This window comes from Mucilaginibacter phyllosphaerae (genome assembly GCF_004378255.1).
Taxonomy (GTDB): Bacteria; Bacteroidota; Bacteroidia; order Sphingobacteriales; family Sphingobacteriaceae; genus Mucilaginibacter; species Mucilaginibacter phyllosphaerae.
In genome coordinates, this window is the sequence record NZ_SNQG01000003.1 from 477,608 (window position 1) to 502,423 (window position 24,816).

Sequence of the window (24,816 nt, forward strand, 5' to 3'; positions counted from 1 at the left end):
CATTACCACCAGCCGAGGCAGGACGGGCCGGTTGCTGCAGCTACCGCTCCAACAGCGGCACCTACTCCGCCAAACAATCCGCCAACGGATGCGGATACAGCGATGTTATAAGCACATTGGCTGGCCCCGGCTTTAAGATCTGAGGCAACTTCATCTGATAAATCTTTCATGTCAAAATCATTAATTATTTCTTCACAGTATTATGAATTACACGAAAGTGTATATTAAGGGAATGTTAAGCTAAAGTCTTAACTTGTATTTTATTACCTTAGCTTATAGGAAAGTTCATCGAATCTGCATATGAATTCAATCGGAGAGAAAATAAGGATACAGCGGTTAATAAAGAATTATAGTCAGCAATATATGGCCTTTATGCTGGATATATCACAGGCAGCATACTCAAACCTGGAACGAGACGAAACGGAACTGACTGTCAGGAGAATTTACGAGATCGCGGAAATCCTCGAAATATCGCCTTTTATTTTGTTGCCGAAACCAAGATTTGGCACCTATATCAATTATCATCATTTCATGATCACCATCAGAAAGATCAGGCAGTTATGGATGTCAGGGATCAGAAACAAAAAGGCGAACCTTCCTGAGCATATAAATGTCTACAACAGTGACATTGGAAAGCTGCAAAACGAATAATTTATAAGTTCAGCTTATAGCTTCCGTATCATAAAAAGGTCAATTTCATTCTGTTAAACCCAAGAGAATGAGATAATGGATTTTCGCACCTATGAGCAGCGGCTACAATATATTTTAGAGCAAATCGAAAAAAAAAGGTTCAGGTCGCTTGAGGTTACGGCCGACCGTTTCGGTTGCAGTGTACGCACGATAAAACGCATGATCGCACATCTTCGCGAACAGGGTCATCCGATCTCTTATGACCGTCTTCAAAAAAAATATTTCATAAAAGAATCACAGTGACATTTTCTGTCATTATGCCCAATATACCTTTATTCTATGCTTCAGAATAAAGAAATCACTTTAAGGAAAACCATTGAGATCATTGTCGTCATCATCGCGACCCTTTGGTTATATGCCGCAGTGAGTAAGCTGATCAATTTCTCTCAATTCCGGGATGCTATGAAGAAACAGCCTTTCGGGCAAGCGCTTCAAAACCTATTGATATATGGTTTGCCACCGATGGAAATTCTGACCGGGGTGTTGCTGCTTACAGAAAAAAGAAAATTAACGGGTTTGTACATATCAGTGATTCTTTTTACGGCATTCACCATATACATACTGCTGATCATCTTAAAAATTTGGGGCCACGTTCCATGCTCCTGCGGAGGATTGATCGAGCAGATGGGTTGGACTCTCCATTTCTGGTTCAATCTTTTTTTCTTAACCCTTACCGGCGTATCAATCATAACAATTATTAAAAGAAAGGAGTATCGTAACACATAAAAAGGAATTGCACACTGCGCTTTTATAAGGGAGATTATAGAGGCCAACAGGGGAAGCCAAAAACCTGAAAACAGAGTAGGCAATAATTGCTACAATATAAACCCAAAGTTTTTCGATTGCTTTTTGATCTAATAAAGCAGTACACAAGATGAAAAAAATAATCATTCCTGTTATCGCCATTGCTATGGCGTTCGGTACAAGCGCTTTTACAGCAAAGAGAGCTACCAGTACATTTTTCCGCTACCAGGGAGCGACCCGCTCACAAACTGATATCCAGAATATCAGTAACTATGTTGCGCAGGCAAGTAACCCATGTAATGATGTAGTGAACGTTTGCGGTGTAACCTTAAGTACGGCCAAGAACATCGGTTCGAACCCGGCAACTTCGGAATTCAACGCTGAAAAGTCAAACCTTTGGCTTTCACAGCAAAATCACGCACCTGCTGACGGTTCAATTAGTATGGAGCCATAAAATGACGAAATAAAGCAGGGGGCGACTGCCCCCTGCTTTATTTTATGGATTTTGCTGCAAACCGCTGATGTTGACAGCATCCTGATCTATCTGGAAAACATACCTAAGCCCGTTAGGTTCCAGCTTATAGGTTGCACCATCCAAATTTCTTACTAATGTCTTCGCCTGATCCGGTTCCAGGTTCAATCTTCTCAGGTCAGTCCACCGAAGGGACCGAAAAAGCAGATCTTTTCTTCTTTCTAATAAAACAGCGCCGAGCAATTGTTTCTGATCGCTGATGGCATAAGGCACAAATGTTCCGGTTTTCCATCTCGTTACCAGTAAAGTATTTAGTGCTGTCAGTGCCGTCCGGCTGTCTCCGTTTCGCACAGCAGCTTCAGCTTTGATCAGATATAACTCGTTGGTACCAATCCCCGTAAACAAGCTTGAACCTGCTACACCGGTATAGTTACCTTTAAATCCGATGCTGCCATTCGTATTAACTTTGAACAGAACACTTTTGCGCAAGTCATTGGTGCCAAAGGATTTATATAACAAAGTATCTACACGGGCCTTTGACTGTGTAAGTGCCTGCGGCCCTGCGGCTTTTGCATCATAAATCACCTCATCATTAAATTGCTGAAACGGTATGGCCGATGCAGAATTCACCGTATTATAATCCATCAGCTTATTGTACGCGGCAAGTGCTGAGTCTGCGTATAGGCCTGCATTTTTAAAGTCACTCATGGACAGGTACACTCTTGCCAGCATACCGTATGCGGCAGGTTTGCTTGCCCTGTATTTCACATCGGGCGTTGAAGGCAATAGCGATATTGATTGTTTAAGGTCATTCAGGATAGAGGTATAAGTTGCTGAAATAGTTGAGCGGACAGGCTTAACCGCAACATCAGACGTCAGTCTCAGGGCTATCCCAAGGTCTAATTCAGCCGTAGCTTTATTGTAAACTTTGGCATAAAGCTGGGATAAGGCGTAGTGATAGGAAGCCCGAACGAATAAGGCGTTACCCTCAACAGTATTTCTTTTGGGCAAATCTCCGCCGGAAACTTTTGGCAACTCATCCAGGATGATATTGCAATATTCGATAGCCAGATAAGGGGATTTATAATCGCCCACGAAATTCGGTGATTTCTGCCAGCTGTAGTAAAAGCGCTGCGGATCGATAAGGCTGTTAAAGTCTGCCGTCGTTAAATAAAAATCGTCAGCTGCCACTTCCGATGCGGATGGGTAGCGGCCGTTGATCGTGCTGTAAGCGTTTAAAATTCCTTCCAGATCTTCTATAGTCGATGGGGTGGCAATTGACTGGTCAGGTTTTGCGTCGAGGTATTTTTTACAGGAACTGAAATAGACCAGTGATATCAGGCACAACAGTATCATTCGATACCGCTGTGCTTTAAAAATTTTATAAAAAAAATGTATTTTCATTTTTTGACGTTTTAAAGGGTTGCTTTTATTCCGGCTGAATAAGAAACAGGCGGCTTGAAATTGTAAAGGATATCCGGGTCAATACCGGCCTTATTTGCTTTCCAAACGATCAGATTCAACTGGTTGGCAAACAAGTAGAATTGAAGCGACCTGATTCCGAATAAGCGATTTTTTGGCGTTAAATCGTAACTCAGATAAATTTCCTGGAGTTTGATGTTATCCGCTTTCTCCACGTTTACGGATGCAAAGTGGTAAAACTGATCCCGCAACTCATCACCGGGGTAAATAAAGGACGGCACATTCGTGCGGCTCTCATCGCCCGGTTTTTGCCAGCGCTGGTCGTAGTCAGAAAACCCTGAACCATAACCGATCAAACTTGAATAATTGGTAGTCGGCTTTCTGAAATAGTAATTGAAGCGATAGGACAGATTAAAGGCCAGTGAGATCTTCTTCCATTCCAATGTATTTCTCAGCGTTCCGAAAACCGTTGGCAGTGCTGATCCGCTTTTAACCTGCTGGTCAAATGGGTTCTGTGAAATGGCAGCATAATCTTTACTGACTAAACCATTAACGTAGCCTTGCGGGTCCCCGGTTTGAGGGTCAAGCCCGGCCCATTTATAACTTACGATGAGGTAGGGATTTTCATTTAATACCGGAAAGATGGTATTCCCGTCACTTACTAAACCTGCGGTAGTCGGCGGGTTCAGGTTTTTAGTGGTTTTAAAGTTAATATAACTAAAAAGTAAGGAAGAGCGCCATTTAAAAGGCCCGTCGAGGTTCAATGAATTTAGCACTACATCGGCACCTCGCGAAAAGATACTGGCGGAGTTTTGATTCGCGCTGGCAAATCCGACAGTAGCATCAAGCAGCACACTGTTGATGAGGTCAGTTGAGTTTTTTGTGTAATACTCGACCGAGCCATTGATACGGTTGTTTAACAAACTGAAGTCCAGGCCTGTATTAAAGGTTTTAACCTGCTCCCATCTCAGGTGAGGATTGGGAGGAGCGGAAACATTAACAAAAGGAAGCCTGATCGGTGAACTGCCGGCTGTCAGGTACTGAATCCTGGTTAAAGCAGATTCATTTGGCGACAGGTTCCCGCTCACGCCGTAGGTGATCCTTAGGCTCAATTGCGGCAGCCACGATACGTTGTAAAACTTTTCCCGGTCAACTTTCCATAATGCACCTACAGACCAGAGCGGGACGCCTTTTTGATTGGTCTGTACTCCGAAAAGATTCGATTCATCTCTTCGCGCCGATCCTGACAGGGAGTATTTATTTTTGAATGTATAAGTGGCATTTGCAAATACAGAAACGAACCGGTTTAAGTAAGCGGTATATTTTGTACCGTTATTGATGTAACTGTCACCAAAAATTTCATCGTAGGTAGGATATTGATTTGCGTAATCAACACCCGTAGTGGTCAGGGTATTCGGATCATAACCATAAACGATCTGTGTTGACGAGTTGCTTTTACTCTCCCTTACTTCAGCTCCTGCGATGGCGGACAGTTGATGGTCGCCTCCCCAAATATAATCGTAGCTTAACTGCCCCCGTAATGCCTGCTGCTTGCTGATCAGATCAAATGTATTGAGTATGCCGTTTTTGGGCACCGCATAGGTCGTGCTGTTATCGGTAAGTTGGGTAAATGTGTTGATATAGTCCCTGGTTGAATAGCTGTTAATATTTTGAAAATTATTGTTTGATGACCAGGATTGCTGGTATTGATATTTAATATCCGCTTTGAGGCTGCTGAAAATCTTATAGGTTGAGCCTACATTCAGCAAAATGTCGGTCATTGCAGATCTGTTGTCATTATTGGCCAGTTCCTGCAAAGGCCGGTATTTCCAGTCCAGCAGCCTGCCATTGCCTGCAGTATCCGTAAACGCCTTGCTGTAATACAAGTCTACAGCAGCAGGTGAACCATCGCTATTGACCAGCCTGGCATAAGGTGAAATCGTGCTGTTATTATACCGGTAAGAACCATAAGCGCCGGGGCTGTTACTGGTTGAATTTGTCCGTGTAATGATCACATCCGTATTAAGCAGCCATTTTTTCGTGAGGTCAATCTGGTTATTAGAACGAAGTGTAAGGCGGTTATTGTCGTTGCCGCGAAGGTTACTATTGTCTTTATCGTAACCGGCTGAAACCAGGTAACGGATATTTGATCCGGAACCGCTCAGGTTCAGATAATATTGCTGGTTGACGGAATTACGATAAAGATATTTTTGAAAATCATTCCTCACATCCTGTGACCGAAGCCGGTTGATCTGCTGCTCCGCCTGCGCACCAGAAATTTCCCCGTTTCTCGCCTGATTAAGCAGTGTGGCCACCGGGGAAACCGCGGGGAATGAGGAGTCGGAGAATTGATTGTCGTAATACCCCTGCGCAAAAAGGTTTTTCTCCAGGTCAATATAGCTGCTCACTGGTATCTGGTTTGCTGAAAAGAGGTTCGGCTTCTTATTCAATGTAAGATTGCTGTTAAAGGAAACCTGAAGCGGCTGATTTGCCTTGGCCTTTTTTGTATTGATCACAATTACGCCATTCCCGGCCCTCGCCCCCCAGATGGATGATGCTGCGGCATCCTTTAAAACCGTAATACTTTCAATGTCATTGGGATTGATGTTATTGATATCGCCTGCGTACGGAAAGTTATCCAGAACGATCAGGGGCGAAGCAGCTTCAATGTTGAGCGTACTTAAACCGCGTATCTGAATGGTTTGCTGATTCGGATCGCGTCGGTCTATTTGCAAACCGCTTGTCAACCCGTCGAGGCGGCTGAGGATATCAGCACCCACTCTTTGATTGAGGAGATGGTTATCTAATTTATAAAACGAACCGGTGGCCCGTTCTTTCGGAATATCCTGGTAGCCTGTACTGACCACAACTTCTTTCAATTCATTGACCAGCGGCTCCATCGTGATATGCAGCAGGGAGGCTAATTTGGCATTGATGATCTTAATTACCGGTTTAAAGCCGACGTGAGTAAACGTAACCGTATCCACCCCGAAAATCGTTACCTGAAACCTTCCGTTGGTATCGGTGAGGGCATGGTAGCTTACATGCTTAGGTGTTATGACAACACCGGTGATCGGCTCATTTGTATTAGATTTTACGTCCCCGTAAATCTTCACCACGTCCTGGCCGAACGCATTTAATAAAAATGTAAAAGACAGGGCAATACATAAAAAAGTAAACTTGCGTATCATAAGTTCTCCTTTCCCGGACTTAAAATCCTGTCTACGCTCCGTTTAAGTGTTATTTTCTTACCTGTCAGAACCTGCCCAATATTTTCTTTTGTCAACTCACTTTTATCAGGTATTGCTGCAATTGTTCCGTCAGGCCCGATCCAAACCATGAAGGGCACACCATGAAAGCTAAAGTTTTCAGAAATGGCTTTATCATGGAATACTATCGGTAATTTAAAAGGCAGGTCGGACCAGGTATTCATGCGGTCAATCACTATTTTCATACTGCGCTCTGTTTCATGGTCGCTTTCTGGGTTTACCAGCAGCACCTGAATTTTACCTTTAAACTGTCGTTGAAGAGAATCCAGTTTAGGAAAGCCGGCGATACATCCGGCACAGAAAGAATTCCAAAAGTCGAGGATGATCAGTTTTCCTTTGAAATCAGATATTTTTGCAGTTTTAAACTTGCCGTTCATGATATTGGTGATCTGAACATCAGGCATTTTATCGCCGACTTCAAGATGTTTTGTTGTTGGTTTTGTTTGGGCGTTCACCTGAAAAAAAAGGCAAAGTAATCCCATTAAGCATATTTTGAGCTTCATTTTAGTTGTAGTTTAGTAATAAGAAATGCGTTAGTTAGCTTGAATTGAATGTAGAGCCTTATTCACCCGGAGAGATGAGCAGGGCCCAGGATTGGACAGGATAGCTATTCATGGCCTTCTCCTTCCTGCTTGTTTTCTAAAGCCCCGTTCGCCTGGTGTAATATGTAAGCCGCGGCCACCAGGTCCATTAACTGATCGAAGAACAGGGCGACTTCTTCATCGGAGAGATCCGCTTTAATATTACAGTCTCTGGTTACCCAGCATTGAAAAAACTTCCAGAAAAGTACTTGGGTATCTTCAGTAGAATGCGCTTTAAAGAATGCAGCAAGTGCTTCTTCTAAAGTTAGAGCAGATGTGAAATTTTTATTGATAGTTGCCGCTTCCATTCTATTCAGTTTGGCAAATCGGTTCCATAAATAAGGCGTGGAACTCAACTTACCGCCTTAGAGGTACTGGTATACCCGGAAACGGATAAGTGAGCCCACGCCTATGACGTGAGCATTTCACTCATCTTCCCGCTTCCTTTTAAAATTACCAGTTTTCTAAGGCGAGATTTAAGTGCGAATGCTTCTTATTTCATGAAGAGTCGCAAAATTATGTTAATTACATGTATTAATTTTTCATAAAGTCAAATATAACAAATTATTTTAATTTACGGTAGAATTAAACCGTGAAATATTTATAAAAAACCTTTCCCTTTAAAGAAAAAATGCTACGTTGAAAGATTACACGGTCCTAAAAGCCAGTTTCGGCTTACATATTAAGAAAATAAGAGAAAGTAAGGGATATAGCCTAATTGAGGTTGACCAGCGTTGTGATTTGGATGAAAGTAATATCTCAAAAATTGAAAACGGTAAGGTAAATATACAATTGTCCACAATTTTCGAACTTGCTAAAGGCTTAGGTATAGAGCCAAAGGAACTATTGGATTTCAAGATTTAATAATTTTGAAATGAATAGCTAAAGCAATTAACGCCCATAGGAACAATAATGCAATCCCATAATAAATCTGTTTCCTATTCATCTTACTGTTAAAGAAGACCAAATGTAGGGATATATACCCACACTTTTGAACGCTGAAAAGCCAATTTTCGCTGTTGAGATAACTGCGAATGGCAAGCGAAGAGCAAAAGAAATTTCTAATCAAATTTGGTACCCGCTTGCTTGAGCTGCGCAAAAAGAAAAACTTATCCTATCGAAAACTCGCTCAGAACTGCGATATAGATCATGCAGACATCAGGAAATATGAAAAAGGCGAGATAAATATGACCATTCTAACGATGGTTGAATTCGCAAAAGGTTTAGAAATTTCTCTAAAGGAATTGATGGACTTTTGAAGATGTTAATTAATCACCCATAATCATATTCATTTTAGGTCTATAATATATAATGCTTGTTAATAAGTTGGCTTATTACAACGGTTAAGTGAAATCTTATCTGATGAACTAAAATTTCAAGCTCATCAAATAAGGCTGTAAAACGTAGGCGTTGAACACACTTATACAGCTCAAATAGGAAGTGTCGTAATGGGTTGAACAATGGTTCTTAGCCGCCGTTTGAACTATTTTCAATATAATTTAGTGCAGAACTATTGGGGCCGTTGCTTGTAAAATTGCAGGGTTACTATTTTTCCCAAATAACACTTAAAACAGAATCGTATCTTGGGGTAACTACACAAAATTCGTACATCGGGCTATCTTCATCGTATTTCCCTAAATCAAACCAGGTAGATTTCACAATTTCCTGAGCCGAATCTCCTCTTGGATATATTCTATTGTAAACGTAATATTCATTTGCGACAGAATCACTCGGCACATCTAACTTGTTTTTGTCAGGCACCCAATATCGCATATCAGTAGATTTTTTCCAATACTGAATTTTACTGCCTTTACTATAAAAAGCAGCTATAGGATGATTGCCTAAGTCAATGAACCTATATACTATCGAAGTTAAACTGGTATTAAATTTTTCCGCAAGATTTCTAATTAAATCAGGACTAAACTTTTGCTTAAAACACGATGCTCTAAATAGTTCTTCTGGCATTAAAAGCGCGGCAGCAAAATCATTTGCCTCCTTTTCCTGAGGCCCCTTTTTATATCCATCCAACGTTGTATCGTCATCGGTAAATGAAGCTTCTTTATCACCATGCATAATAATATGGCCCAGTTCATGAGCTAAAACGTATCTTTTTCGCTGTGGGTACTCTATTTTAGAATCAACAGATACTATAGACCGGCCATTTTTCATTACCAACCGACCATCACAATTAACAAGGTCGACTTCTTTAACTATTCCATCATGAAGAGTTATTAAGTCGGCAATATTTATCGATGACGTGTCTTCAATACCTAAGTTGTTAATTAGTTTATTGGCAATAAACGCAGGATTTAATTTCATACTAAATCATCCTTCGCAATTTTATCCATTAATTCAAGCAGATCTGATTCATCAAGGATAGCCTTTAGATCACTCTCATCCATCTTTTCAAGATTATTGAATTGAAGTTTGGGTGCCCTTTGATGGAGTAACTGCAATATTACTTCCTTGGTATTTTCTTGAGCACTCACAAAAACGGCAATAGCCCTTGAATATAAACTCTCCTGTTGAGCTTTTTTAAGTGCTACCTTGTGTTTAAATAAAAGCGACCTAATTTTAGATATGGCCTTTTTTTCTATTTCGGCAGGGTTATATCCCTCTTGCTGTAAAAATTCATCAAGCAATTCAGGTTGCTCCCGTATCATCAAGAACAGATCATCATTAAGTTGGTCTGTGTTTACTTTAATGTTTTTCATGATTGCTTGCTAAATAGGTTTTTAACAATTCTTTTTCCTTTTTTAATAGCATTATTAACGTCACTAACAGATATTTCAAGGCTTTCAGCGATAATTCTCGGTGGATTACCCTCAAGCCATTCAGAGAAAATGGCATGTTCATCTTTAGACTCACCAAATGCTACTTCTATTTTTTTCCAGTCCTCTTCATTGATTAATATTTCTTCCGGACTTTCGGTAGTACGGCTATCATCACTCAAAAGTTCATCATTTAATGAATCATCAATATTATCGGACATATTGTTAGTTTGATCATATCCACCACCAGCATTGACAACAGAACGTTTAGATGCTTTAAAATGGTTAGAGATCAAACTTTTTATAATTAGCTTTAAATGTATCCCAACGTCAGGAAAACGTTTAAAATCCCATTTTCTTGTACCGTCAAAAAGCTTTTCAATTGCATCGGCAACGAAATGTTCAGCATCAACACTATCTTTTTCGGTTCTGATTTCAAACCCCGCTTTGTTTAGTTTGAATGTTGAGTATAACAAAAGTTGTTTATAAATCACTCCCCAGGATCTTTCGCCTATAGCTTCAAGTTGTTCGAGTGTCTTCGGGTCTATCATGTATATAGGTTACGTTAGGTACTCGTAAATATATGCTCTTAAATATTATTTTTTTGCCAAGTGGCGAAAAATATATTCTAAGGAGCATATCCATTTAGACGATAACTAAAACAATATAATATGAGTTCATACAGCCATAGAAGCACGATCCACGTTAGAATAAAAAATTTTGTAGCTTGGATAGCACCACCGAGAGAAAGCCGAGAGGCAATTAAGGAAAAATCAGATGAAGTTAGAACAAACATTAAAGCGAAAGCTGAGGCGGACGGCTTGACAGTTGTTGATATGCCGCATTCTGGATCATTTGCTACCCGTACTGGTCTACGCCGGCATATGTATGGAAACACCACTACTGAGGGTCAGGATATTGATCTGCCTTTTGTTGTTAAAAAAGATAAGGAAACCGATTTTGAACCACTGATCCGTAGGTTTAAAAAATACGCCGAAGAATGTTATCCAGATCATGAGATAGAAGAAACTAAAAGTTCTGTCAATATTGTGTTTGATAAAGAAAAGCTAACATTTGACCTCGTACCTATGTTTGAAGGTAGCAAAGCTGGCGAACAGGTACTTATTCGCAATACGGGAGAAGAGATCAGAACCGGTATCGAGAAACATCGGGAATTTATCAGAACCAGAACAGCAGAAACAAAAAGCAATGATGGCATTGTTACTTTTAATGATATGATTCGCCTACTAAAGTGGTGGCGCATTAATAAGGAACATGAAACCAACGAGAAATTAAGCATTCCGAGCTTCTTGATAAATCTTTTATCTGCCAAAGCCTATGAAACCTGCGGAGATGACACAACCTATCCTCAAACCTTGGCAAATTGGTTCTCTTATTTGGCGCATATTGTTAAGCAAAAGGAAACGATTTGGTTTAAAGACTACTATAAAAGCGTTACTCCAGATACTTCAAAAACATGGACGGTTCTTGATCCCGTGATGGCTGACAACAATGTTGTCAAAAATTGGTCCTGGTATGAAGTTGATGATCTCGCTGAGTGGTTACAGGAAGCGGCTGAGATTATGAACAGAGCTATAGTGGCTGATCTTGATGGCCGAGATGGGGACAGCCTTGCACAACTACAGTTATTATTTGGTAAAATATTTTCATCACACTGCGATTAAGAAAAATAAAAGATATGAGCGCATTTACATTTACAGGTACCGATTCCTACACAGAAACTGATGTTAAAGCGGTAATGCAAAATACTTATGAAGATATCATCGGGTTTGCAAATAAAGGTGTTATACCTTACGATAGAGCGAAAAGCTGGATTGAAGATCTAACCTATACTTTAAAAGCCAAAGTTTTAAAATCATTCGAAATCCAACTCTATAATACAGCGGGAACTCGTTTCCAATCCTATAAGTACACTGTGAGCGTTGGTGGTTATTTATCCAGCGGAAGTTCATCAGGAGGCATCAATTTTTGGTCTATACCTGCTGGCACAACAGCAGGCTTATTTGCTGATATCGATAATAGCCTTTCTAATGCGCCTGGCGTAAACGAGGAGTTGGCGCGTAGAGGCTGGGGAACAAATGGTTCGCCACTAACAGGTAATCAAACATCAGAAAGAGATTATATCAGCAACAACTTAAGGTTATCAAGGTCGGTAATAACAAAATAATATATGGACGTTCAATTACAGCAAAACAAACATCCTGACAAAGCTTCACAAAAAGCATTTGACCAGTTGATCGCTATTGATAATCAAAAAGAAGCGTTGTTAAATTCTTTAGAGCTATTTTTCAATACTATGAAAGTAGAAAAGTGGCATAAAACACATCATGCTAATAAACTTGCTTTCTTTTCAAATATACTGTCCGGTACGCCGCTGATAATTTTATCAGGCGATGTGGGGTGTGGTAAAACCGCACTGGCGCATAGCATAGGCACACCTTTGAGTAACATCATACAAAAACGTGTTATCACTTATGAAACGCCGTCAAATATCCGTGGTGGAGGCCATGTTGGTGAAATAGGTAACCGTATTACAGATGCCTTTGCCCAAGTTAAAAAAAGTATTAAGGCTGGCGAAATGGGTATTCTTATCATTGATGAAGCTGATGATTTGGCAACTGACAGGGATCAAAACCAAGCGCATCATGAAGATCGGGCAGGGCTAAATGTTTTGATTAAACAGATAGATCTTGTTTCGCGTGAGAAAATTGAGCTTGCGGTAATCTTAATTACTAACCGCCTTAAAGTTTTAGACCCGGCGGTTATTAGAAGGGCTGTACAAGTAATTGAATTTGAAAGACCAAATGCAAAGGCACGCGAACTGGTGTTTAAAAGTATATTTGAGGGCACTATATTAAGTACTGGTGAACTAAATAAACTGATCGATGCCAGTGAAGGGAAAATTCTTTACAGCTTTTCAGACCTAATACAAAAAGTAGGTAAACAGGCATTGTTTTTAGCGATTCAAACCAATGTTCCTTTCTCAATTGATTTGTATTTGGATGTACTGAAAACAGTTAAACCATCCCCTTTAATTAAATAATAAATATGAAAGGAAGACTAACAATAGTTATTGCCCATTATGGATTAGATAGAAAAATCACTGAGGCAGAATGCTTAAATGCATTAAGTAGTGATGAAGCCGAGCAATATAAATTCATCGATTTCGAGGCAGGTAACAACAAACTAAGTGAGTTGTATAATTTATCATTTGATAATCTCGCACTTTATCAACAAAGAAAATTTATTGAATTAGTAAAGCCTGTCCTAGATGATCATCCGACTGCCTTAATTGCATACTTTGGACTAACCCCCATCCCAATTGCATTCCATTTTGGTTTTCTGGTAGGAAACACCCACCCATATGTAATTTATCAGTATCACCATAGGGCACATCAGTGGCAAAAAGAAAGTGCAAAGCCGAATGCTGATTATATCTTCTCGCTTTTGCCACTTAATCTGCCTACAGAAATTCAAAAAGGAAAAGGCGATGTGAGCATACGGGTAGCCACTTCTTTTAATATTGATAAGCTGGCAACTTATGAGGTCGTGCCCAATCCATCAAACGAATTTGATATCGTATTACAATCACCAAATGTTGATTCTTTATATGATCAGACCTGTATCGAAACCGTAGTCACTGCATTTCAGGATGTTTTAGACAGCTATGCTAATAAACTAAGTGACCGGGACAAAATACAACTCTTTATAGCTTCTTCTGCTGGTTTACCATTTGCGTTAGGAACACGAATTAATACGAATATCTACCCGTTTATACAGACTTATCAGTTTAGTAGGGATGAAACCCCTAAGTACAAAGAGGCTTTATTAGTTACCAAAGAAGTTGATAGCAGAGTTATTCTATCAGAAGATGATCGAAAAGCGGCTCAAAGAATAAGAACCGCTTGGCAAAGTCAATTAGACGATAATTTAAAACCATTCATAACACAAATTGCAGGAAAGAAATCAGAAAATTGGTTACAAATGATTTGCGCTACTGATGCCGAATATAAAAAAGTATCAAGACAATTAAAGCATCCCTGGTCAACCGTAACAGATATAGACAAAACCAGTTTGAAAAACGATAAAATTGATGTTGAGACTGTCGATGTTGAAGATGGATTTGAATACATTGAAAAATCGAATACCTGGCTGCTTGATGACGGTTTTTTGTTCGGATTAGAAAAGAGGTTGAATAAATCTGCTGATACGGATATTATGCAGGCAAGCCGACTGTTCTTTTTCCACGAGGCCTTACATTATAGCAAGGATGGCCATCGGTTAACGAAAGAAGTCGCTAATGGTATAGGGCAATTCCCAAAAGTGATTGAAGAGGCAGATTACCAGGCGGATGTGTGGGGTTTATTAACAGAGTACAAATATTCCTCAATTTATGAAAACGCCAAACTAAAGAAGGGTTTAAAACAATTTTTCTGTAATGCTATTGAAACAGCTATTGAAACGATGTGGAGTTTTGTTGATACAGGCGCTGAGTTAACAATAATACAGGTACGGTCTATGAACAGATTCTTAAACTGGTATTGGCAATGGGTACTGATCGAAAACATTGATGGGGAAGGATCTTTTGAGGAAATCTTAGCCATCTTGCTTGATAAGCCAGTAATTGAACTGGCAGGAGCACCTATGGAGTTGCGCGGCTACAGAACGTTTTATAAATTAAATTCTAAACAAAATACTAAATGCCAATTAGCAGCCTTTGCAAAAAATAAAGTATATCGTTTCACACCAAATTTAATGGATGATATTTTAGACGGGTTTAAAATGTTAAACGGTGAAAAGATTAAAATTGGTTTAAAAAGCTTCCAAGTCACACTATCATAAATTATCAACCGCAAGCGATAACTATTGAAGTTGGCACTTGCGGTTTTATTCACCTGTGTTTAAGAAATCTAATACACCATTTTAGCCCAACTCAACCTACTTTCAACGGTTGTGTCCTGAACTCTTTAAGGTTCAGGAAAAAGCCCCTGTTGAACAGCATCCCTTCACGAAACAACGACCATAAAAGGGATGCGCCGATGTTGGCTAAGGTAGAATTGATAAATAAATCCTGTTTGGTCAGTGCTTCCGCTAAAGAACAGCTGGGCGTATCATCGTCTATTTCGGAGGCTTCCAATAACCCTCTAAATTCATCGGTTACCATCGGAAGTTTGGCAACGGTTCGGTATTGTTCAGATTCCGGCTGTTTAACCGCTTCAATAGTAGAAATTATCACCTGTCCTGTATCTTTACTATTCCCGCAATCCATCCAGTACAGCGGTTTATTGCGCTCATAACGGGAACCAGCAGCAAATCCTTTTAATATCTCCGCAATATCCATACGTGCGGCTACTTTATCCACGCAAGAGATATAGAGGTTCGCTTTGCCATTGTTGGGAAAAGTACTTAGCCCTGTTTGAGTGAATAACTCCGTTACGGCTTTCCAGTTCGTACCGAAAAAGCGGTTAATGCGGTTGATGAGCGCAACGGATTTAAACATCCCCAGTTCGCTATCCGCAAATAACTGCCTGCCCCGGTTGGCTTCGCTCACCCGGTCATTGTCATAAAGATAAACCTGTAAACCGGGATGCCCTAATGCGGTCAGGGCATGGTTCATTTTAGCTAAAGCCATGACCATGTTGCTGCCCGTACCCCCGGCACCGATAAGGTTGATGGAAATGGGGTTGGCCGGGTTGATGAGGTAATTGTCGGTGATATGAATGGCAGTTAATGTGTTCATCGGATGAGGTGTTGGATTGTTTTCTTAGTGGTTATTAAGGTTTTAACCGGAAACTGCTTTTTAGTGCAGACAAGGCTTTGCCATAGCTGTACCATATTCCCTTTTACCGGATTATGGCCTTGCATCATGTGGCTGAAATAGCTGTTAAAAAAGGCTTGTTCCCATTGCGCTGTAAATTCTTCCAGACTGCAATTTTTGCTGATAAATATGGCGACATTACCCATGCATACCCTGCCATCATGATAGGTATTAAAGAAAGGGGCGTGATAGAGTTCGGTATCTAAATCAATAGCTTTGTCATCGGTGAGCGCATAAATGGCAAGCCCGTCTTTGGTCGCTTTCCATATCAGGGCTGGTATGTTGGCGTAACCACTATCAATACCCAATCCCGTTTTAAAAAGCAGCTTCCTGTTCTGTTTGGGCGTATGCCAAATTGCATAGCCGTTTCTTTCGGTTTGCAGGTACAGCAGGTTCTTCGGCAGCAAACCCGCAGGTTTTAGAAAGGCGGTATGCTTGCTGTCTTTGGTATGTAAGGCTTTTGCCAAAGCAGTACCTTCAGTAACCGAAAGCGGATGCGCATTGATCGGGCGACCCTGCGGGTCAATATCATAACTTTCTATATACATCTGTTTATCGCTGTTTTCCTGTTGATAGATCAGCAAGGCTTTTTGGGGATAGTAAAGCGAGCCAAAGGCATTGGTCAGGTTCTTCATGGCAAATCATTTAAAAGGATACATAAGTTATCAATGAGCGCAAAAAGACGGCGTTCAAAATCAAGGGTGTCATTATTTCCATCCAGTTGTTGGTCATAAATCTTTACCAATACGGGTTCTTGCGTATGGCACTTTTCGTTGAATTCACTATTGACCATTTCGGCCAGGCTATCGTATAGGCTCCCGTCATTCTCTGCAATAAAGTGGACTATTTCGGATAAAAGGATGGTGCTGTCGCTTTCATCTTCATCATCGTACTCATCATCGTCTTCTTTGTTGCTTTCTTCCTTTTCAGGAAAGCTATTGCCGATGTGTTTGAATAAATGACCATCGGGAAAAGAAGCCCAAATGTCTAAAGCGCTTTTCGCCAGTTTAAGGCATTCTTCTGAAAAATCGTTATGCGTACGAAATTGCTGCACCCTTTCCTCAAAATGGTCAAGATGGTATTTATTGAATAGCTTGCGTTGCATGATGTCGCCATAGTATTTCGCCGAATGCAGGGCTGACCTTTCAAAATTAATATCCCGTTCATCCATTTGGTCAAAGTCATTTTCTATCCAGTCTTCCAATATTTCGTAATGGTAAAACAGGTAGCTATCCTCATCCCTGTAATAAGGGACACCCGTCATATGATAGAGGTAAGCGCAAACCGATAACAATAGTTCAGCACTCCGCTTATCTTTACCGCTTTTCAAAAAGCGGTAAAGGGGCAGCACAGGGACATAGTAAAGCGTGTGGCCGGTGGATACGTATTCTTTGGTCGCCAGTTTCACCTGATCGGTATCATCGCTGATAATAAATAGTTCCGTATGCCCTTTACCTTTACAAACCTGTTGCTCCGTATTCCAGTAAGCCAGTAAGATATTATAGGGATAAGGCTTATCGCTGACATCCATTACTTTGATATCATATTGCTTTTCAAGTATGGAAAGGGAGTTAAACACTCCCGTTTCCAAACCTTTTATTTCGGGCAGTTCCGCAGCGGGTTCATACAGCGGTAAAAAGCGATGGCTTAGAAAACCATCGGCAGTAAATCCGCAGGGGCTGACCGGGGTTTGTTCCGGCTGACCTCCCGCGCATCGGGCAACCTGTCCAAGTCTTTGCTGAATGCCTGTAGCTGCTGATAGAGTTTGCATTGTTTGGTAGTTTTAGGCAGGGTTACCCTGCCGTTCGTATTGCTAATCAAATCCTTCATAAATTACCCTTTCGTACCAATGGTAGAAACGAAGCTGTATTGTATCTCATCCCTTTTGATTTCAGGGCCGTTTATTTTAGCGGTGGTGAGGATGGGATAAGTCCCCGAGTAGAAGTTCAGCACCGCTTCCGGGCTAAAGTTGTTGTTCGGGTCGGTCAAACGGACTTCCTGTCCGTTCTCTTTGTGTAAAAACACTCTTGGTAATATGCTGGTCAATAACATGGCGGTATGGTTTTATTCGGCGTTAAAATTGATAAGGGCTTTTTCGTAAAGTGCTATTTGCGTTTTCAGGTAGCCGGTCTTTTTTTTCAGTTCGCCTTCCTTGTGCGGGTAATCGGCTATGGACGGCAGGATGTGCAGGGCATCGCTGAACTTTAATTTTTTAATCAGTTCTGAGACCTCCTGCATGGCATCATCATAAGCTTTTTTCTTTTCCTCCTTGCTGATTTTGGTATCGGGCACGACAATGTCGCCGTTATCCTTATTAGCAGCAGCTTGTTTTCTTGCCTCTTCCCTGTTGTCCTGTTCCTGTTTAGATGCCAGTTTAGCAGCTTCCAATCCTTTGAGGTAGCTTTCCATATTGGTGTATAAACCTGCGGTTTGCTGTACGGGGACGGTTATCGTTTCAAAAAAGCCCTTATCAAGTTCTGATGCTGTACCATTCAGCAACATTGGCGGTATAGCTTTAGCGGCGTTATCCCCGCATTGCAATGCCGTGAACAAGGCTGATACGGTAAATGCTGTATTATCTTCAGTTTGAATGGTTATTTTCCAGTTGCCGGGAATGTTCAACCCTGCTATGATTTCAAAAAAGTTAGTCGTCATGTTATTGATTTTAATGGATTATAAATTATGTTCAGGTGCCTGTTTTCAGGGCTTTATCATATAGAGGTAGTCGTTGTAGCGTTGCGTTATATCCTCCCCCCGCTCAAACTTGCCCTTGCCGAAGTCGTACCCTTCTTCAAAGAACGCAACCCTCTTTTTCAGCAGGTTGATCTCGTACCTGTAAGTGGCGTTTATCCGCTGTTCGCCCATCGTGAAATGTTCCGTTAACAGCTTCAATTCGGCTGTCCCATCTTCCAATGCCAATAAAGGGAGTATTAAATCTTCCACGATATAGCCCTGTTCCGGTGCGCTGCTGCTATCGGCAACACATTTGAGTTTCCTGCCGTTGCTTAGGGTGATGTGTATGTTAGAACGTGTCATATTATTTTATTTGATGTGATTTTAGCCTTACCCGTTGTTTGCATCCTGCAATGCCTTAATCGCTTTTTTCCTTTCCAAAAGGATTTCTAATATTTCATCGTTGCTTTCGTAAGTATTGCCTTCAAAGCAATAGGTATCGCTCTCCTCGTCATACCCGCATAGTTGGTAGTCTTCAGGCTCTAAAAAAACATCCGTAAATACACCATCTTTATAGGTTGCTTCGCCATAGACCATATTTCCCGGTTCGGCGTAGCGGTGAATAAACCCGATGCTGAAATGTTCGGCTATTCGCTTCATCACCTCAAAATTCGGCGACCACTTCGTTTCGTAATAAAGAATGCCGCCTTCCCATCGGGTATCGAAAAGGTATCCGCTATCCCGTTCGTTCACAAAGAGGGGTAACTGCCCTTTGCCTTCTTTCTTTTCTTTTGCAGCTATCGCTGTAAAAAGCACCTCCAAATACTCAAATTGGCTGTGTTCGCCAATAAATTCTACCGTGTTACTGCACCAGTTTGCCATGTCTTTTTTGTTGAGTGAATAAATCTGTTTCGCATCCTTCTTCGCCTTGCCTGTCCTGATTATTATTTTTAAAAGAAAAAGGGAAAAAAGAAAGCCGCACATGGTGACCGCAGCAAGACAAAAGGAAACGGAATAAGTGCCGGAGGCTGAATAAGGGAGGAACGAGCTTATTCATTATGCCGTAAGCTTTTGGCCTCTTCCAAAAAAGAAAACGGTCAACAATTTAGCTGCGCTTTTTACCCGTTCGCATAAAAATTAAATCAAAAAATAGCTGGTATAAACTCCCTGGTTTATAAAGCGAACTCCTACAGAATTGGAGATGTGCCAGACTTATTACCCAGGGGAAAGCAAGTGCCTGCCTGCCGGATGAGCGGGATGAATAAGCCAGGTTAAGCGGAGCGTACGGTCTTATTCGGCAAAGCGGATGGGGCATACGGCAGGCAGGCTCTTGCAGCGCGGCCCGGAATCTGGCGAAGGAATGCAGCAAAGCAAATGGATGAGCCTGATGGGAGGGCATGGGAATGCAGCAGGGATGGCAGCGGCATCCTTCGGGAGAAGATACAGCGGATTCAGCCCGGCCCCTTTCCAATCCAAATGAGCAAGAGGGGGGCTGCCCGGATGATCCCAATTGATGAAAGAGAAAAGCAGGTAGCGCTTATCGCTTATCTTACATAAAAAAATGGCTTTTAAACGGGTAATTGCTAATGATGATTTATTCACTAACTTTGTAAAAATGAAGTACCTGGCGATCGTCTTCAGTATTTATATGACTCTACTTTCCCTGATGCCCTGTCAGGATAAGGAAGATATTGCCTCCAATTTTATTTTCAGCACTTCCTTTCATAGCAGTCATTCGGCAAAAGAGCATAGCGGCCAGGAAGTGTGCCCGCCTTTTTGTACCTGTTCGTGCTGTTCTACGGCAAGAACGCTTACATCAAAGCCCCTGACCATCGTATTTTTTAAAATCGTTGAAAGTCAATATCCTGACAGCAAAATCTCCGCTTTACAGGACCAGCCTCTCTCCGTCTGGCAGCCCCCACAATCCGTATAATCTTTCCCTATTTATTTAACTGTGCATTCTTCCTTTAAAGGGTATGAATGTGTCTTATCTATTTCATTTCAGCAATTATTATATGTTAGATGCCATTATACGGTTCAGCATCCGTAATAAACTGGTGATCGGCTTTTTTACCCTGGCGTTAATTGCCTGGGGTATATGGAGCACTTCTCAGATCCCGGTAGATGCTTTACCCGATATTACCAATAACCAGGTGCAGGTTATTACCAAAGCACCTACCTTGGCCGCGCAGGAAGTGGAGCAGTTTATTACCTACCCGGTAGAACGTTCGCTGTCCAACCTGCCCAATATTACCGAAATGCGCTCTATGTCCCGTTTCGGGCTGAGTGTCATAACTATGGTTTTCAAAGAGTCCGTAGATGTTTATTTCGCCCGTCAGCTGATCGCTGAAAAGCTGAACGAGGTACAGGAGCAGATCCCCAAAGGTACCGGCAGGCCGGAGATGGCACCCGTTACCACGGGCCTCGGAGAGATCTACCAGTACATATTACACCCTAAGAAAGGAAGCGAAAAGAAATATTCGGCGATGGACCTGCGCACGATGCAGGACTGGATCGTAGTGCGCCAGCTGTACGGTATTGCGGGCGTTGCGGAAGTTACTGCCTTTGGCGGGGTGGCCAAACAATTCGAGGTCGCCCTCGACCCGGATAAGCTCAAGGCAATGGATGTAACCATTCCGGAGGTATTTACCGCTTTGGAGAAAAACAACCAGAATACGGGTGGGGCTTACATAGACAAAAAACCCAATGCCTATTTTATCAGGGGTGTGGGTTTGATGTCGGGCATCCCTGATATTGAAAACACGATCATTAAACGCCAACCTAATGGTGTACCGATACTCGTAAAGAATGTCGCCAAAATACAACTGGGTTCACCGCCACGCTACGGGGCGATGACCTATAACGGCGAAAAGGAAGTGGTCGGCGGCATCGTACTAATGACGAAAGGGGCTAACAGCGCCGAAGTGGTCGGCTTAGTAAAAGAGCGCATGAAGCTGGTACAAAAGTCCTTGCCAAGTGATGTGATCATCGAGCCGTTCCTTGACCGTACTAATCTCATCAACCGCGCGATCAGTACGGTGGAGCGTAACCTGACCGAGGGCGCACTGATCGTGATTTTTGTATTGGTGCTGTTTTTAGGTAACTGGAGGGCCGGCTTAATTGTTGCCTCCGCTATCCCGTTATCGCTACTGTTCGCGCTTTCATTGATGAACCTTTTTGGTGTCTCGGCCAACCTGATGTCCTTAGGCGCGATTGATTTCGGGCTCATTGTAGATGGTGCTGTGATCATCGTAGAAGCGACCATGCACCACCTGGCATTGCGTAAAACGACTGGCCGCTTCACCCAGCAGGAAATGGATGAGGAAGTATTCCTGTCCGCATCCCGCATCCGAAACAGCGCTGCATTTGGAGAGATCATTATTTTGGTGGTATATATCCCCATCCTGACCCTTACCGGGATCGAAGGCAAGATGTTCCGGCCAATGGCGCAAACCGTAGGTTTCGCCATCTTAGGTGCGCTGCTCTTATCACTAACCTACATCCCGATGATGTCGGCCCTTTTCCTTTCTAAAAACGCTGAACCTAAAAGGACGTTTTCTGACCGCATGATCGGCTTTTTTCAGCGCAGGTACGAACCCATCCTAAAAGCAGCTATCCGTTTCAAATACCAGGTGGTGGCAGTCGCGGTTATCCTGATGATCATTAGTGTTTTTATCTTTTCCCGAATGGGTGGTGAATTCATCCCCCAGCTGGAAGAGGGTGATTACGCTATTGAATTTGTGCTGCCGCAGGGAACCTCCTTATCTCAAACCACCGAAACCATTATGCAGGCCGAACGGATGCTGCGCAAATACCCGGAGGTAAAAATGGTGGTGGGTAAAACCGGTAGTGCCGATGTGGCTACTGATCCGATGCCCCCCGAAGCATCTGACCTGATGGTGATCCTGAAAGACAAATCGGAATGGCCGGATGGAAAAAGCTTTTATGAACTGGCGGACGACATGCGCAATACCCTTGCAGATATCCCCGGTGTGATCGCTGAACCCAGCCAGCCGATTCAGATGCGCTTTAACGAACTGATGACCGGTGTTAAACAGGATGTCGCGGTAAAGATATTCGGAGAGAACCTGGATACCCTGAATTTATTGGCGGCTAAAGTAGCGCAGGCTATAAAACCGGTACAAGGCGTAACCCAGCCACAGGTAGAGCGGGTAAGCGGCTTACCGCAGATCACGGTCAAATATGACCGGGCGCGGATGGCCAATTACGGGTTGAACATCGAAGATGTTAACCAGGTGATCAGTACCGCTTTCGCGGGCAATACCACAGGTTCTATTTATGAGAACGAACGCCGGTTTGACCTCGTGGTGCGATTGGATTCCGCCCACCGGAACGCCATTGAGAATGTAAGCGAATTATTTATTCCTACACCGGATGGAAACCAGGTTCCTTTATCGCAAGTGGCAACCGTTGCCTATGAAACCGGCCCTGCGCAGATCAGCCGTGAGAATGCCCGCAGGCGGATCGTAGTGAGCTTTAATGTGACCGGCAGGGATGTAGAAAGCGTAGTGAAAGAAGTGCAGGCCAAACTGAATACTAAAGTGCCTTTACCCACCGGATATTACTACACCTACGGGGGAACGTTCGAGAATTTGCGGCAGGCAAGCGCCAGGTTGATGATCGCCGTCCCGGCAGCGTTGCTGCTGATATTCATTTTGCTGTATTTTACCTTCAAATCCTTAAAGCAAGCGACACTGATTTTTACCGCGATACCCATGTCAGCTATCGGCGGTGTGTTCGCACTGTTGTTAAGGGGAATGCCGTTCAGTATTTCGGCAGGTGTGGGTTTTATAGCCTTGTTCGGCGTTGCCGTATTGAATGGCATTGTACTGATCGGTACGTTTAACCAGTTAGCCAAAGATGGCGTGGAAGATATCATGGAAAGGATCTATCAGGGTACGAAAGACAGGTTGCGCCCGGTATTGATGACCGCTACGGTAGCTTCTTTAGGCTTTCTGCCGATGGCGGTTTCCACCAGCGCGGGTGCAGAGGTTCAGAAACCCTTGGCAACCGTGGTGATCGGCGGTTTACTGACGGCGACGTTGCTAACCCTGGTGGTGCTCCCTTTGCTTTACCTGATCTTTACGAAAGCCGGCAACCATTCCTGCGGGAAAGTAAAAAAGACTGTGCTGGCCTTATTGGTTTTGGGGGTTACGCTACCCGCTTTTTCGCAGACAACACAGCCGGCAACACGGATCACACTGAACGGGGCTTATGAAATGGCTATACAGAACAATCTACAACTGCGGTCGTCGGCCTTGAAGATCGATCAACGAAAGGAACTGGGTAAAACGTCATTTACGCTCCCTAAAACAGGCGTATTTGTAGAGAATGAAGACATCAACCCGCAGGATCAGAAAGGCATCCTGAAGATCGGGCTGTCGCAAAGCCTCGACTGGCCCGGACTGTATAAGGCCCGAAAAAACCTTTTAGCGGAGCAAACCCGCTCGGCAGAATATTCCCGCGACGCGCAGGTGATGGAAGTGAAAAAGAATATTGCGGGGATCTATTATAATTTATGGTACTATCAAAGCAAGCAAAGCTTGTGGCAAAGGCTGGACAGTATTTACGGAACATTAGCAAAAGCTGCGGTGTTAAGGGTGAAAACCGGCGAGAACGCGGGCTTGGACAGTATAGCCGCGCAGGCCAAAGCAAAAGAAACCAAAGTGCAATTGCGCCTGATCCAAAAGGATATCAAAAATCAGCAGGAAGCTTTAAAACGATTGCTCAATACCACCTCAGCCTTGCTGCCGGACAGCCTGCCGTTGAATAAGGTAATATTAGCGGGTACACAGGCCGATACCGTAGCGCATCCCCTGTTGAAAATCCAGCAACAACAGGTAAATATTGCCGGGGCAGAGCTAAAAGTAGCCGGGCAGAGCCAGATGCCATCTTTTGAGGGCCGGTTCTTTTCGCAGCGTTTGTACGGTGTCAGCCCGCCTTATTCCGGGTTTTCGGTAACTGTGGGTATCCCTCTTTTCGGACGGGGGCAGTACCGCCACGGTATCAAGGCTGCGCAACTGGAAAAAAGTTACCAGCAAACCGTATTGACAGATCAGCAACTGGCATTCAGTACTTCTTATAACCAGGAAATCGAACAGCTGCAAAAGAACAGCGACTTGCTGGATTATTATACCTCCACGGGCTTGAAGCAGGCGGATGCGATTATTAAAGCGGCCAACCTGTCTTACCGATCCGGCGAGATCGGCTTTGCGGAACTTTCGCAATACCTAACCCAAGCTATCGATATCCAGCGCAACTATCTCGAAGTGCTCAATGAATATAACCAGAGTGCTATTCAACTGAATTATTATACCAACAGCAAATAAGATAT

The 24,816-nt window shown here is 42.7% G+C and carries 28 protein-coding genes; 12 read left to right on the top strand and 16 right to left on the bottom strand.

Annotation, left to right across the window (positions count from 1 at the left end; all coding sequences use genetic code 11):
* Window positions 1-2 precede the first annotated feature (2 nt).
* Window positions 3-170 carry a hypothetical protein gene (locus tag E2R65_RS19610; RefSeq protein ID WP_158285249.1) on the bottom strand — a complete coding sequence of 56 codons (168 nt, stop codon included), beginning with the start codon at window positions 168-170 and terminating at the stop codon, window positions 3-5.
* Window positions 171-300: 130 nt separating this feature from the next.
* Here E2R65_RS19610 and E2R65_RS10370 point away from each other — a divergent pair, with 130 nt between their 5' ends.
* The 4 genes from E2R65_RS10370 to E2R65_RS10385 all read left to right on the top strand — a co-directional run bounded on the left by E2R65_RS10370 (window position 301) and on the right by E2R65_RS10385 (window position 1,888).
* Window positions 301-651 carry a helix-turn-helix domain-containing protein gene (locus tag E2R65_RS10370; protein ID WP_134336417.1) on the top strand — a complete coding sequence of 117 codons (351 nt, stop codon included), beginning with the start codon at window positions 301-303 and terminating at the stop codon, window positions 649-651.
* Between the two features lie 75 nt (window positions 652-726).
* The gene (locus tag E2R65_RS19995) at window positions 727-933 is read left to right on the top strand and encodes an HTH domain-containing protein (protein WP_134336418.1); all 207 of its coding nucleotides are present in this window, start codon (window positions 727-729) and stop codon (window positions 931-933) included.
* A 36-nt stretch (window positions 934-969) separates the two neighbouring features.
* On the top strand, window positions 970-1,416 hold the full coding sequence (locus tag E2R65_RS10380) for a MauE/DoxX family redox-associated membrane protein (protein ID WP_134336419.1): 447 nt from the start codon (window positions 970-972) through the stop codon (window positions 1,414-1,416).
* Between the two features lie 148 nt (window positions 1,417-1,564).
* On the top strand, window positions 1,565-1,888 hold the full coding sequence (locus tag E2R65_RS10385) for a DUF6520 family protein (protein WP_134336420.1): 324 nt from the start codon (window positions 1,565-1,567) through the stop codon (window positions 1,886-1,888).
* Between the two features lie 42 nt (window positions 1,889-1,930).
* Here E2R65_RS10385 and E2R65_RS10390 read toward each other — a convergent pair whose 3' ends face one another.
* From E2R65_RS10390 to E2R65_RS10405, 4 genes are all read right to left on the bottom strand, one after another.
* Complete coding sequence (locus E2R65_RS10390; RefSeq protein ID WP_134336421.1) at window positions 1,931-3,310, bottom strand: RagB/SusD family nutrient uptake outer membrane protein; 1,380 nt, start codon at window positions 3,308-3,310, stop codon at window positions 1,931-1,933.
* 11 nt (window positions 3,311-3,321) lie between these two features.
* Window positions 3,322-6,519: a SusC/RagA family TonB-linked outer membrane protein gene (locus tag E2R65_RS10395; protein WP_134336422.1), complete on the bottom strand. Its 3,198-nt coding sequence runs from the start codon at window positions 6,517-6,519 to the stop codon at window positions 3,322-3,324.
* Complete coding sequence (locus E2R65_RS10400) at window positions 6,516-7,100, bottom strand: TlpA family protein disulfide reductase (RefSeq protein WP_134336423.1); 585 nt, start codon at window positions 7,098-7,100, stop codon at window positions 6,516-6,518. The genes E2R65_RS10395 and E2R65_RS10400 overlap by 4 nt, the downstream gene beginning before the upstream one ends.
* Before the next feature lie 104 nt (window positions 7,101-7,204).
* Window positions 7,205-7,486, bottom strand: coding sequence for a hypothetical protein (locus tag E2R65_RS10405; protein ID WP_134336424.1), 282 nt, complete (start codon window positions 7,484-7,486; stop codon window positions 7,205-7,207).
* 331 nt (window positions 7,487-7,817) lie between these two features.
* Here E2R65_RS10405 and E2R65_RS10410 point away from each other — a divergent pair, with 331 nt between their 5' ends.
* Both E2R65_RS10410 and E2R65_RS10415 read left to right on the top strand, forming a co-directional pair.
* Entirely contained in the window at window positions 7,818-8,042 is a 225-nt protein-coding gene (locus tag E2R65_RS10410) for a helix-turn-helix domain-containing protein (RefSeq protein WP_134336425.1), read from the top strand.
* A gap of 170 nt (window positions 8,043-8,212) precedes the next feature.
* The gene (locus E2R65_RS10415) at window positions 8,213-8,437 is read left to right on the top strand and encodes a helix-turn-helix domain-containing protein (RefSeq protein ID WP_134336426.1); all 225 of its coding nucleotides are present in this window, start codon (window positions 8,213-8,215) and stop codon (window positions 8,435-8,437) included.
* 286 nt (window positions 8,438-8,723) lie between these two features.
* On the opposite strand, the gene E2R65_RS10420 is transcribed toward E2R65_RS10415, so the two are convergent.
* Genes E2R65_RS10420 through E2R65_RS10430 form a run of 3 tightly spaced genes read right to left on the bottom strand, consistent with a single transcriptional unit; the run spans window position 8,724 to window position 10,500 of the window.
* On the bottom strand, window positions 8,724-9,497 hold the full coding sequence (locus E2R65_RS10420) for an ImmA/IrrE family metallo-endopeptidase (RefSeq protein ID WP_134336427.1): 774 nt from the start codon (window positions 9,495-9,497) through the stop codon (window positions 8,724-8,726).
* Window positions 9,494-9,892 (bottom strand): hypothetical protein, encoded by a 399-nt coding sequence (locus E2R65_RS10425; protein WP_134336428.1) that lies wholly within the window; start codon window positions 9,890-9,892, stop codon window positions 9,494-9,496. The genes E2R65_RS10420 and E2R65_RS10425 overlap by 4 nt, the downstream gene beginning before the upstream one ends.
* On the bottom strand, window positions 9,889-10,500 hold the full coding sequence (locus E2R65_RS10430) for a hypothetical protein (RefSeq protein ID WP_134336429.1): 612 nt from the start codon (window positions 10,498-10,500) through the stop codon (window positions 9,889-9,891). Before E2R65_RS10430 ends, E2R65_RS10425 begins: the two co-directional genes overlap by 4 nt.
* A 120-nt stretch (window positions 10,501-10,620) precedes the next feature.
* On the opposite strand from E2R65_RS10430, the gene E2R65_RS10435 reads away from it, so the two are divergent.
* From E2R65_RS10435 to E2R65_RS10450, 4 genes are read left to right on the top strand one after another with little or no spacing between them, the layout of a single operon-like run.
* A complete protein-coding gene (locus tag E2R65_RS10435; protein WP_134336430.1) occupies window positions 10,621-11,634 on the top strand; it encodes a CBASS oligonucleotide cyclase in 1,014 nt (337 codons plus the stop codon).
* Between the two features lie 14 nt (window positions 11,635-11,648).
* Window positions 11,649-12,137: an HORMA-1 domain-containing protein gene (locus E2R65_RS10440; RefSeq protein ID WP_134336431.1), complete on the top strand. Its 489-nt coding sequence runs from the start codon at window positions 11,649-11,651 to the stop codon at window positions 12,135-12,137.
* Between the two features lie 3 nt (window positions 12,138-12,140).
* On the top strand, window positions 12,141-13,013 hold the full coding sequence (locus tag E2R65_RS10445) for an AAA family ATPase (RefSeq protein WP_134336432.1): 873 nt from the start codon (window positions 12,141-12,143) through the stop codon (window positions 13,011-13,013).
* A gap of 5 nt (window positions 13,014-13,018) precedes the next feature.
* The gene (locus E2R65_RS10450; RefSeq protein ID WP_134336433.1) at window positions 13,019-14,812 is read left to right on the top strand and encodes an SAVED domain-containing protein; all 1,794 of its coding nucleotides are present in this window, start codon (window positions 13,019-13,021) and stop codon (window positions 14,810-14,812) included.
* A 91-nt stretch (window positions 14,813-14,903) separates the two neighbouring features.
* Here the strand turns inward: E2R65_RS10450 and E2R65_RS10455 are convergent, their stop codons facing one another.
* From E2R65_RS10455 to E2R65_RS10490, 8 genes are all read right to left on the bottom strand, one after another.
* Window positions 14,904-15,710, bottom strand: a complete 807-nt coding sequence (locus E2R65_RS10455) for a PRTRC system ThiF family protein (protein WP_134336434.1) — start codon at window positions 15,708-15,710, stop codon at window positions 14,904-14,906.
* Window positions 15,707-16,423: a PRTRC system protein B gene (locus tag E2R65_RS10460; protein WP_134336435.1), complete on the bottom strand. Its 717-nt coding sequence runs from the start codon at window positions 16,421-16,423 to the stop codon at window positions 15,707-15,709. Before E2R65_RS10460 ends, E2R65_RS10455 begins: the two co-directional genes overlap by 4 nt.
* Window positions 16,420-17,559, bottom strand: a complete 1,140-nt coding sequence (locus E2R65_RS10465) for a hypothetical protein (RefSeq protein ID WP_134336436.1) — start codon at window positions 17,557-17,559, stop codon at window positions 16,420-16,422. The genes E2R65_RS10460 and E2R65_RS10465 overlap by 4 nt, the downstream gene beginning before the upstream one ends.
* A gap of 62 nt (window positions 17,560-17,621) precedes the next feature.
* Window positions 17,622-17,840, bottom strand: coding sequence for a PRTRC system protein C (locus E2R65_RS10470; RefSeq protein WP_134336437.1), 219 nt, complete (start codon window positions 17,838-17,840; stop codon window positions 17,622-17,624).
* Between the two features lie 12 nt (window positions 17,841-17,852).
* The gene (locus tag E2R65_RS10475; RefSeq protein WP_134336438.1) at window positions 17,853-18,443 is read right to left on the bottom strand and encodes a prtrc system protein e; all 591 of its coding nucleotides are present in this window, start codon (window positions 18,441-18,443) and stop codon (window positions 17,853-17,855) included.
* 45 nt (window positions 18,444-18,488) lie between these two features.
* A complete protein-coding gene (locus E2R65_RS10480; RefSeq protein ID WP_134336439.1) occupies window positions 18,489-18,824 on the bottom strand; it encodes a penicillin-binding protein in 336 nt (111 codons plus the stop codon).
* 27 nt (window positions 18,825-18,851) lie between these two features.
* Entirely contained in the window at window positions 18,852-19,343 is a 492-nt protein-coding gene (locus tag E2R65_RS10485; protein ID WP_134336440.1) for a DUF1281 family ferredoxin-like fold protein, read from the bottom strand.
* A gap of 408 nt (window positions 19,344-19,751) precedes the next feature.
* Window positions 19,752-20,063, bottom strand: coding sequence for a hypothetical protein (locus tag E2R65_RS10490; protein ID WP_134336441.1), 312 nt, complete (start codon window positions 20,061-20,063; stop codon window positions 19,752-19,754).
* A 13-nt stretch (window positions 20,064-20,076) separates the two neighbouring features.
* On the opposite strand from E2R65_RS10490, the gene E2R65_RS10495 reads away from it, so the two are divergent.
* Window positions 20,077-20,394 (top strand): DUF6660 family protein, encoded by a 318-nt coding sequence (locus E2R65_RS10495; RefSeq protein WP_134336442.1) that lies wholly within the window; start codon window positions 20,077-20,079, stop codon window positions 20,392-20,394.
* Window positions 20,395-20,476: 82 nt separating this feature from the next.
* Window positions 20,477-24,811: a CusA/CzcA family heavy metal efflux RND transporter gene (locus tag E2R65_RS10500; protein ID WP_134336443.1), complete on the top strand. Its 4,335-nt coding sequence runs from the start codon at window positions 20,477-20,479 to the stop codon at window positions 24,809-24,811.
* Window positions 24,812-24,816 lie beyond the last annotated feature (5 nt).

What these genes read in the sequence shown, in the direction of transcription:
- E2R65_RS10415 (WP_134336426.1), top strand. Translation starts at nt 8,213, where the DNA reads ATGGCAAGCGAAGAGCAAAAGAAATTTCTAATCAAATTTGGTACCCGC.
- E2R65_RS19995 (WP_134336418.1), top strand. Translation starts at nt 727, where the DNA reads ATGGATTTTCGCACCTATGAGCAGCGGCTACAATATATTTTAGAGCAA.
- E2R65_RS10495 (WP_134336442.1), top strand. Translation starts at nt 20,077, where the DNA reads ATGAAGTACCTGGCGATCGTCTTCAGTATTTATATGACTCTACTTTCC.
- E2R65_RS10470 (WP_134336437.1), bottom strand. Translation starts at nt 17,840, where the DNA reads ATGTTATTGACCAGCATATTACCAAGAGTGTTTTTACACAAAGAGAAC.
- E2R65_RS10445 (WP_134336432.1), top strand. Translation starts at nt 12,141, where the DNA reads ATGGACGTTCAATTACAGCAAAACAAACATCCTGACAAAGCTTCACAA.
- E2R65_RS10390 (WP_134336421.1), bottom strand. Translation starts at nt 3,310, where the DNA reads ATGAAAATACATTTTTTTTATAAAATTTTTAAAGCACAGCGGTATCGA.
- E2R65_RS10465 (WP_134336436.1), bottom strand. Translation starts at nt 17,559, where the DNA reads ATGCAAACTCTATCAGCAGCTACAGGCATTCAGCAAAGACTTGGACAG.
- E2R65_RS10425 (WP_134336428.1), bottom strand. Translation starts at nt 9,892, where the DNA reads ATGAAAAACATTAAAGTAAACACAGACCAACTTAATGATGATCTGTTC.
- E2R65_RS10460 (WP_134336435.1), bottom strand. Translation starts at nt 16,423, where the DNA reads ATGAAGAACCTGACCAATGCCTTTGGCTCGCTTTACTATCCCCAAAAA.
- E2R65_RS10480 (WP_134336439.1), bottom strand. Translation starts at nt 18,824, where the DNA reads ATGACACGTTCTAACATACACATCACCCTAAGCAACGGCAGGAAACTC.
- E2R65_RS10370 (WP_134336417.1), top strand. Translation starts at nt 301, where the DNA reads ATGAATTCAATCGGAGAGAAAATAAGGATACAGCGGTTAATAAAGAAT.
- E2R65_RS10500 (WP_134336443.1), top strand. Translation starts at nt 20,477, where the DNA reads ATGTTAGATGCCATTATACGGTTCAGCATCCGTAATAAACTGGTGATC.
- E2R65_RS10385 (WP_134336420.1), top strand. Translation starts at nt 1,565, where the DNA reads ATGAAAAAAATAATCATTCCTGTTATCGCCATTGCTATGGCGTTCGGT.
- E2R65_RS10420 (WP_134336427.1), bottom strand. Translation starts at nt 9,497, where the DNA reads ATGAAATTAAATCCTGCGTTTATTGCCAATAAACTAATTAACAACTTA.
- E2R65_RS10400 (WP_134336423.1), bottom strand. Translation starts at nt 7,100, where the DNA reads ATGAAGCTCAAAATATGCTTAATGGGATTACTTTGCCTTTTTTTTCAG.
- E2R65_RS10450 (WP_134336433.1), top strand. Translation starts at nt 13,019, where the DNA reads ATGAAAGGAAGACTAACAATAGTTATTGCCCATTATGGATTAGATAGA.
- E2R65_RS10455 (WP_134336434.1), bottom strand. Translation starts at nt 15,710, where the DNA reads ATGAACACATTAACTGCCATTCATATCACCGACAATTACCTCATCAAC.
- E2R65_RS10380 (WP_134336419.1), top strand. Translation starts at nt 970, where the DNA reads ATGCTTCAGAATAAAGAAATCACTTTAAGGAAAACCATTGAGATCATT.
- E2R65_RS19610 (WP_158285249.1), bottom strand. Translation starts at nt 170, where the DNA reads ATGAAAGATTTATCAGATGAAGTTGCCTCAGATCTTAAAGCCGGGGCC.
- E2R65_RS10405 (WP_134336424.1), bottom strand. Translation starts at nt 7,486, where the DNA reads ATGGAAGCGGCAACTATCAATAAAAATTTCACATCTGCTCTAACTTTA.
- E2R65_RS10440 (WP_134336431.1), top strand. Translation starts at nt 11,649, where the DNA reads ATGAGCGCATTTACATTTACAGGTACCGATTCCTACACAGAAACTGAT.
- E2R65_RS10395 (WP_134336422.1), bottom strand. Translation starts at nt 6,519, where the DNA reads ATGATACGCAAGTTTACTTTTTTATGTATTGCCCTGTCTTTTACATTT.
- E2R65_RS10435 (WP_134336430.1), top strand. Translation starts at nt 10,621, where the DNA reads ATGAGTTCATACAGCCATAGAAGCACGATCCACGTTAGAATAAAAAAT.
- E2R65_RS10475 (WP_134336438.1), bottom strand. Translation starts at nt 18,443, where the DNA reads ATGACGACTAACTTTTTTGAAATCATAGCAGGGTTGAACATTCCCGGC.
- E2R65_RS10485 (WP_134336440.1), bottom strand. Translation starts at nt 19,343, where the DNA reads ATGGCAAACTGGTGCAGTAACACGGTAGAATTTATTGGCGAACACAGC.
- E2R65_RS10430 (WP_134336429.1), bottom strand. Translation starts at nt 10,500, where the DNA reads ATGATAGACCCGAAGACACTCGAACAACTTGAAGCTATAGGCGAAAGA.